The sequence below is a fragment of the Rhizobacter sp. genome (assembly GCF_031412075.1).
In the GTDB taxonomy this organism is placed as follows: domain Bacteria; phylum Pseudomonadota; class Gammaproteobacteria; order Burkholderiales; family Burkholderiaceae_C; genus Rhizobacter.
Genome location: NZ_JANOCG010000617.1, coordinates 1 through 6307, shown reverse-complemented (window position 1 = coordinate 6307; position 6307 = coordinate 1). Strand labels below are relative to the sequence as shown.

Annotated in this window: 6 protein-coding genes; 5 read left to right on the top strand and 1 reads right to left on the bottom strand. The window is 62.9% G+C overall.

The annotated features are described in order from the left end of the window. A partial coding sequence (locus RMO40_RS22770) for an FAD-dependent oxidoreductase (RefSeq protein ID WP_309725885.1) occupies positions 1 to 362 on the bottom strand: 362 nt, incomplete at its 3' end. 176 nt (positions 363 to 538) lie between these two features. On the opposite strand from RMO40_RS22770, the gene RMO40_RS22765 reads away from it, so the two are divergent. The 5 genes from RMO40_RS22765 to RMO40_RS22745 form a co-directional block, all read left to right on the top strand. Further along, positions 539 to 1204 carry a cyclic nucleotide-binding domain-containing protein gene (locus RMO40_RS22765; RefSeq protein WP_309725884.1) on the top strand — a complete coding sequence of 222 codons (666 nt, stop codon included), beginning with the start codon at positions 539 to 541 and terminating at the stop codon, positions 1202 to 1204. A gap of 61 nt (positions 1205 to 1265) precedes the next feature. Continuing rightward, positions 1266 to 3632 carry a DNA translocase FtsK 4TM domain-containing protein gene (locus RMO40_RS22760; RefSeq protein WP_309725883.1) on the top strand — a complete coding sequence of 789 codons (2367 nt, stop codon included), beginning with the start codon at positions 1266 to 1268 and terminating at the stop codon, positions 3630 to 3632. Beyond that, positions 3629 to 4237 (top strand): outer membrane lipoprotein periplasmic chaperone LolA, encoded by a 609-nt coding sequence (gene lolA / locus RMO40_RS22755; RefSeq protein ID WP_309725882.1) that lies wholly within the window; start codon positions 3629 to 3631, stop codon positions 4235 to 4237. Before RMO40_RS22760 ends, lolA begins: the two co-directional genes overlap by 4 nt. A 31-nt stretch (positions 4238 to 4268) precedes the next feature. Further along, positions 4269 to 5594 carry an AAA family ATPase gene (locus RMO40_RS22750; RefSeq protein WP_309725881.1) on the top strand — a complete coding sequence of 442 codons (1326 nt, stop codon included), beginning with the start codon at positions 4269 to 4271 and terminating at the stop codon, positions 5592 to 5594. Between the two features lie 179 nt (positions 5595 to 5773). After that, the coding region (locus RMO40_RS22745; RefSeq protein ID WP_309725880.1) for an ABC transporter permease subunit at positions 5774 to 6307 on the top strand (534 nt) is incomplete at its 3' end.

Here is a 6307-nt window from a genome sequence, read left to right as displayed (position 1 = left end):
ATGTACTTGGCCGACGCGCCGGTGGCGATGATGAGCGCGTCGCAGGTGTAGGTGCCCGAGTCGCCCTTGAGCGTGAACGGGCGCTTGGAGAAGTCGACCTGGTTGATGTGGTCGAACACGATCTTTGTGTTGAAGCGTTCGGCATGTTGCAAGAAGCGCTGCATCAGGTCAGGCCCTTGCACGCCCATCACGTCGGCGGGCCAGTTGTCGACCTCGGTCGTGGTCATCAGCTGGCCGCCTTGTGCGATGCCCGTGACGAGCATCGGTTTGAGGTTGGCGCGCGCCGCGTAAATGGCGGCTGTATAGCCTGCGGGGCCAGAGCCCAGAATCAGGACTTGGGCGTGTTGGTTAGTTTGGCTCATGAGAAAAATGGCAGTGTGAAAACGTCAAAGCAAACGCAAGAAATGTCAGTCTGACATGGGGTTGACGCCGACTGGCATCAATTCGTGTAATGGTGACAATACCGATATTTGGTGGAAGCGTTAGTTTTCCACGTTTGAATCCTTAGACTGCGCAATCGACACAAGGAGGTTCTCCGATGGCCATGTTGTCCAACCTGGACTTGATTCGGCGGGTACCGCTGTTTTCCCTGCTCACCAATGATCAGGCTTCAGCCATCGCCGACAGCGTGGTGAAGCGCCGGTTTCGCCGCGGTGAAATTATCGTGGAGCATGGCAAGAAGTCGAACGCGCTGTACATCCTGCTGACCGGGCGCGCACGGGTGCTGACTTCAGATTCGCGCGGACGCGAGGTGATTCTGGCGGTGCTGCAACCGGGCCACTATGTCGGCGAGATGAGCTTGATCGATAACGAGCCCCACTCGGCCACGGTGCGCGCCGAGGTGCAAACCGACATGCTGATCCTGGGCCGTGCCGAGTTTGCGCGCTGCCTGCCCGAGAACTCCAGCCTCTCTTACGCGATCATGCGCGGCTTGGTGCAGCGCCTGCGCAGCGCCGACCGCCAGATCGAATCACTGGCACTGCTCGACGTGTATGGCCGTGTGGCGCGCTCGCTGCTCGACATGGCCGAAGACGAGGGCGATGTGAAGATCATCCGCAACAAAGTCTCGCGCCAAGACATGGCCAAGATCGTCGGGGCGTCACGCGAGATGGTGAGCCGTGTGATGAAAGACCTGGAAGACCGCGGCATGGTCGAGACCCAGGAAAACGGCTCGGTCATCATCAAGGAACGCCTGACCGGCTGACCGTGCGGCGACACCGGTCCGCACATCATGTGCGCCCGGTCGCTTCGGCCACAATGGCTGCATGACATTTCCGCTTGGATCGCTTCGCCCTGACGCGGGCCACAACGCGTCGGCCGCTGGCACCTACACCCGTGATGGTTCACCCAGCTTGAGCGCGCCGTTCGAGCCCGTGGGTCTGCGCGCGCGTTTTGGCGTGCTGGTGGGTGGGGTGCTGTGGCTGCTGGCCTTGATTGCGATGGCCACACATAACCCGGCGGATGCCGCGTTCTCGACCTCTGGCACGGGCGCTTTGCCGCTCAACAAGATCGGCGCGCTGGGTGCGCGCTTCTCTGATCTTGTGTTCGTGCTGTTTGGCTACTCCGCCTGGTGGGGTTTGGTGATTGCCTTGCGCGCGTGGCTCGGCGCTCTCGCGCGCGTACTGCGCGGTGGTGACGCCCCCAGCACACACCGACCGCATTTGCCGCTGTGGATGTTCTGGGTGGGTGTGTTGCTCTTGCTCAGCGCCAGCTGCTCGCTCGAATGGACGCGGCTGTACCAACTCGAAACGCGGGTGGCCGGGGGCAATGCCGGCGGCGTGCTCGGTTATCTGCTGGGGCCGGTGAGCCAGAAGCTCTTGGGCTTTGCCGGCTCCGGTGTGTTGTGGATTGCGGTGTTGGTGGCGGGGTTGTCGCTGGCCTTCCGCTTCTCGTGGCTGCGTGTAGCTGAAGGGATCGGGCAGTGGGTTGATTCGCTGCGCGAGCGCCGTGTCGAGCGCATCGAGCGCGCCGAAGACCAACGCATCGGCGAGCAGGCGCTGCGTGAACGTGAGCATGTGGTCGAGTTCGAGCACCAGCTGCATGAAGACCACGTGCCCATCGTCATCGAGACACCGATGATCGAGGTGCCCAAGTCAGAGCGGGTCGTCAAGGAGCGCCAGAAGCCGCTCTTCACCGAGCTCGCCGACACCAAGCTGCCGCAGGTTGACCTGCTCGACGCCGCACCGGGCCGCGTGGAAAGTGTGACGCCCGAGACGCTGGAGATGACCTCGCGCCTCATCGAGAAGAAGTTGAAGGACTTCGGCGTCGAAGTGCGCGTGGTCGCCGCGTCGCCAGGCCCCGTCATCACTCGCTACGAGATCGAGCCTGCCACCGGCGTGAAGGGCGCACAGATCGTCAACTTGGCGAAAGACCTGGCGCGGTCGCTGAGCCTCGTGAGCATTCGCGTGGTCGAGGTGATCCCCGGCAAGAACTACATGGCGCTGGAGTTGCCCAACGCCAAACGCCAGACCATCCGCCTGAGCGAAATCCTCGGTTCGCAGGTCTACAACGACGCCGCCTCGCAGCTCACCATGGGCTTGGGCAAAGACATCATCGGCGCACCCGTGGTGGCCGACCTCGCCAAGATGCCGCACTGCCTGGTGGCCGGCACCACAGGTTCGGGCAAGTCGGTGGGCATCAACGCGATGATCCTGAGCCTGCTCTACAAGGCCGAGGCTCGCGACGTGCGGCTCATCCTCATCGACCCGAAGATGTTGGAAATGAGCGTCTACGAAGGCATTCCGCATTTGCTGGCGCCGGTGGTCACCGACATGAAGCAGGCGGCCAACGCGCTCAACTGGTGTGTGGGCGAAATGGAGCGCCGCTACAAGCTCATGAGCAAGCTGGGCGTGCGCAACCTCGCGGGCTACAACAAGAAGATCACCGAAGCCGCCGAGCGTGGCGAGACGCTTCCCAACCCGTTCAGCCTGACGCCCGAACAACCCGAGCCGCTGGAGCGCCTGCCCTTTGTGGTGGTGGTGATCGACGAACTCGCCGACCTGATGATGGTGGTCGGCAAAAAGATCGAAGAGCTGATCGCTCGCCTCGCGCAGAAGGCGCGCGCGGCGGGCATCCACTTGATCCTGGCCACGCAGCGCCCAAGCGTGGACGTGATTACCGGCCTGATCAAGGCCAACATCCCCACGCGCTTGAGCTTCCAGGTCAGCAGCAAGATCGACAGCCGCACCATCCTCGACCAGATGGGCGCCGAAGCGCTGCTGGGCATGGGCGACATGCTGTACATGCCTTCGGGTACCGGTTTGCCGATCCGCGTGCACGGAGCCTTTGTCAGTGACGATGAAGTGCACCGCGTGGTGAGCTACCTCAAGCAGCAGGGTGAACCCAACTACATCGAAGGCATTCTCGAAGGCGGCGTGCTCGACGGTGACGGTGAGGTGTCGACCGCCGACATGCCCGGCGGCGGCAACGGCGAATCAGACCCGATGTACGACCAGGCGGTGGGCATCGTGTTGCAGCACCGCCGGGCCTCGATCTCGCTGGTGCAGCGCCATTTGCGCATTGGCTACAACCGTGCAGCCAGATTGCTGGAACAAATGGAGAAATCCGGGCTCGTATCTGCCATGTCCACCAATGGCAACCGCGACATCATCGTCCCGGCTCGCGCTGAATGAAAAAACACATTGCTGCTTCGTTGCTGATGTTTGCTGTGGCCGCGGCTCACGCGGATTCCGTCGACACGCTGAGGGAGTTTGTGCGCGACGTCAAAACAGGCCAAGCCGACTTCACGCAGACAGTCACCTCACCCGATGGCTTGAAGAAAAAGACCTCCAGCGGTCGCTTCGAGTTTTCACGTCCCAACCGCTTTCGCTTCAATTACCTGAAGCCCTTCGAGCAACTCATCGTGGCCGATGGGCAAAAGGTCTGGATCTACGACGCTGATCTCAACCAGGCCAGCTCGCGCCAGTTCAGCCAGGCACTGGGCGCAACGCCGGCTGCGCTGCTGGCGGGTGGTTCTCTCGACAAGGAGTTCGACCTCGCTTCCTTGCCCGCCAAAGACGGGCTCGACTGGGCCGAGGCCAAACCGAAGGCCAAGGACGGTGCCTTCAAGTCGGTGAAGATCGGTTTTCGCGGCAAGACGCTGGCCTCGGTGGAGGTGATCGATGCGTTTGGCCAGCGCTCGCTGCTGCAGTTCAACCAGTTTGCGGGCAATGTGCCGCTGAGCGCAGACGCCTTTGTGTTCAAGCTGCCCCAAGGCGCAGACCTCATCGAACAGTAGGTCTTGACGACGCGGCTGCGACAATCGCCGCATGGAATCCCTGCCCCTGCCGCTGGGTGACGACGCCCCGCAAGCCCCGCTCGCCGAACGCCTGCGCCCCCAGACCCCCGTCGAAGTGATCGGCCAGCAGCACCTGCTGGGCGAGGGCAAGCCCTTGCGCGTGGCCTTCGATTCGGGCCGCTTGCACTCGATGATTTTGTGGGGCCCCCCCGGTGTCGGCAAGACCACTCTCGCGCGCCTGATGGCCGATGGCTTCGAGGCGCAGTTCATCCAGATCTCGGCCGTGCTCGGCGGCGTGAAAGACATCCGCGAGGCCGTCGAGCGCGCTCAGCTGGCACAAACCACGGGCCGGCGCACGGTGGTCTTTGTGGATGAAGTGCACCGCTTCAACAAGGCACAACAAGACGCTTTCTTGCCGCACGTGGAGTCTGGCCTGTTTACCTTCATCGGCGCCACCACCGAGAACCCGTCGTTCGAAGTCAACTCGGCCCTGTTGTCGCGCGCCACGGTGCATGTGCTCAAGTCGCTGGGTGACGGCGACATGGTGGTGTTGCTCGCACGAGCGCAAGCGCTGCTCGCCGCCCCACCGCTCACCGACGCGGCCCGCGACCGCCTGATCGGTTATGCCGATGGCGACGCGCGCCGCTTGCTCAACGCCTACGAGAACCTGGCCCGCACCGCCAGCAAATCCCAAAACATCGACGAAGCCTTGCTGGAGCGATCACTCGGCGAACAACTGCGCCGCTATGACAAAGGCGGCGAGCAGTTCTACGACACCATCTCGGCCTTGCACAAGGCCGTGCGCGGTAGCGACCCCGACGCAGCTCTTTACTGGTTCGTGCGCATGCTCGACGGAGGCGTCGACCCGCGATATGCGGCGCGTCGTCTCGTGCGCATGGCCAGTGAAGACATCGGCCTGGCCGATCCGCGTGCCTTGCGCATGGCACTCGACGCGGCCGAAACCTATGAGCGCCTCGGTTCCCCCGAAGGCGAGCTGGCGTTGGCACAAGCGGTGGTGTTCCTCGCCATGGCGCCCAAGTCGAACGCCGTGTACGCCGCCTACAAGGCCGTCAAGAGTTTCGTGGCTCAGGACGGCACCCGCGCGGTGCCCTTGCGAATGCGCAACGCACCGACAAAGCTCATGAAAGACCTCGACTACGGGCGCGACTATCGCTATGCGCACGACGAAGAAGGCGGTTTTGCGGCAGGCGAGAGTTATTGGCCCGATGACATTCAGCCGCCCCGTTTTTATGAGCCCGTGCCGCGCGGCCTGGAGCTGCGCATCGGCGAGCGGCTGGAAGAATTGCGCCGGTTGAACAGCGAGGCCCGTACCAAGCCTGCCAATAAAACGCGCTGACCCTGTACGGGGAAACGCGCAGGCTCCTGGCTCTGACGCGGCTCATAGAATCCCCGGCAGCCAGAGCCACAACCTTAGGCAAAGTCCCCCAGCGGCAACACCACGGCGGGCTTTTTGCTTTGAGGGTACAGGCGGGGTTCAAAAGACCACCCGCTATCGATTTCGCAGGAGACTCCTCGATGGACACTTTCATCCAACAGATCATCAACGGTCTGGTGCTCGGCAGCGTGTATGCGCTGGTGGCACTGGGCTACACGATGGTCTACGGCATCATCAATCTGATCAACTTTGCGCACGGCGAGGTGTTGATGGTGGGCGCGCTCACCAGCTGGACGGTGGTCAGCGTGCTCGCAAGCACCGGCTGGCCGGGTTGGCTGCTGCTGCTGATCTCGCTCTTGGCCGCCATCGTGGTGTGCGCGATGCTCAACTTCAGCATCGAGAAGATCGCCTACCGGCCCCTGCGCAACGCACCCCGCTTGGCTCCGCTGATTACCGCCATGGGCATGTCGCTGCTGCTGCAGACCCTGGCCATGATCATCTGGAAGCCCAACCCCAAGCCCTACCCGATCCTGCTGCCCTCCGAGCCGTTCAACATCGGCGGGGCGGTGATCAACACCGTGCAGATCGTCATCCTCATCACCACCGCCGTCACGCTCGCCGGCCTGATGTACCTCGTCAACCGCACCAAGCTCGGCCGCGCCATGCGCGCCACC

Bases quoted from the DNA above. Each gene is read 5' to 3' on its own strand.
- RMO40_RS22765 (WP_309725884.1), top strand. From the start codon at position 539: ATGGCCATGTTGTCCAACCTGGACTTGATTCGGCGGGTACCGCTGTTT.
- RMO40_RS22760 (WP_309725883.1), top strand. From the start codon at position 1,266: ATGACATTTCCGCTTGGATCGCTTCGCCCTGACGCGGGCCACAACGCG.
- lolA (WP_309725882.1), top strand. From the start codon at position 3,629: ATGAAAAAACACATTGCTGCTTCGTTGCTGATGTTTGCTGTGGCCGCG.
- RMO40_RS22750 (WP_309725881.1), top strand. From the start codon at position 4,269: ATGGAATCCCTGCCCCTGCCGCTGGGTGACGACGCCCCGCAAGCCCCG.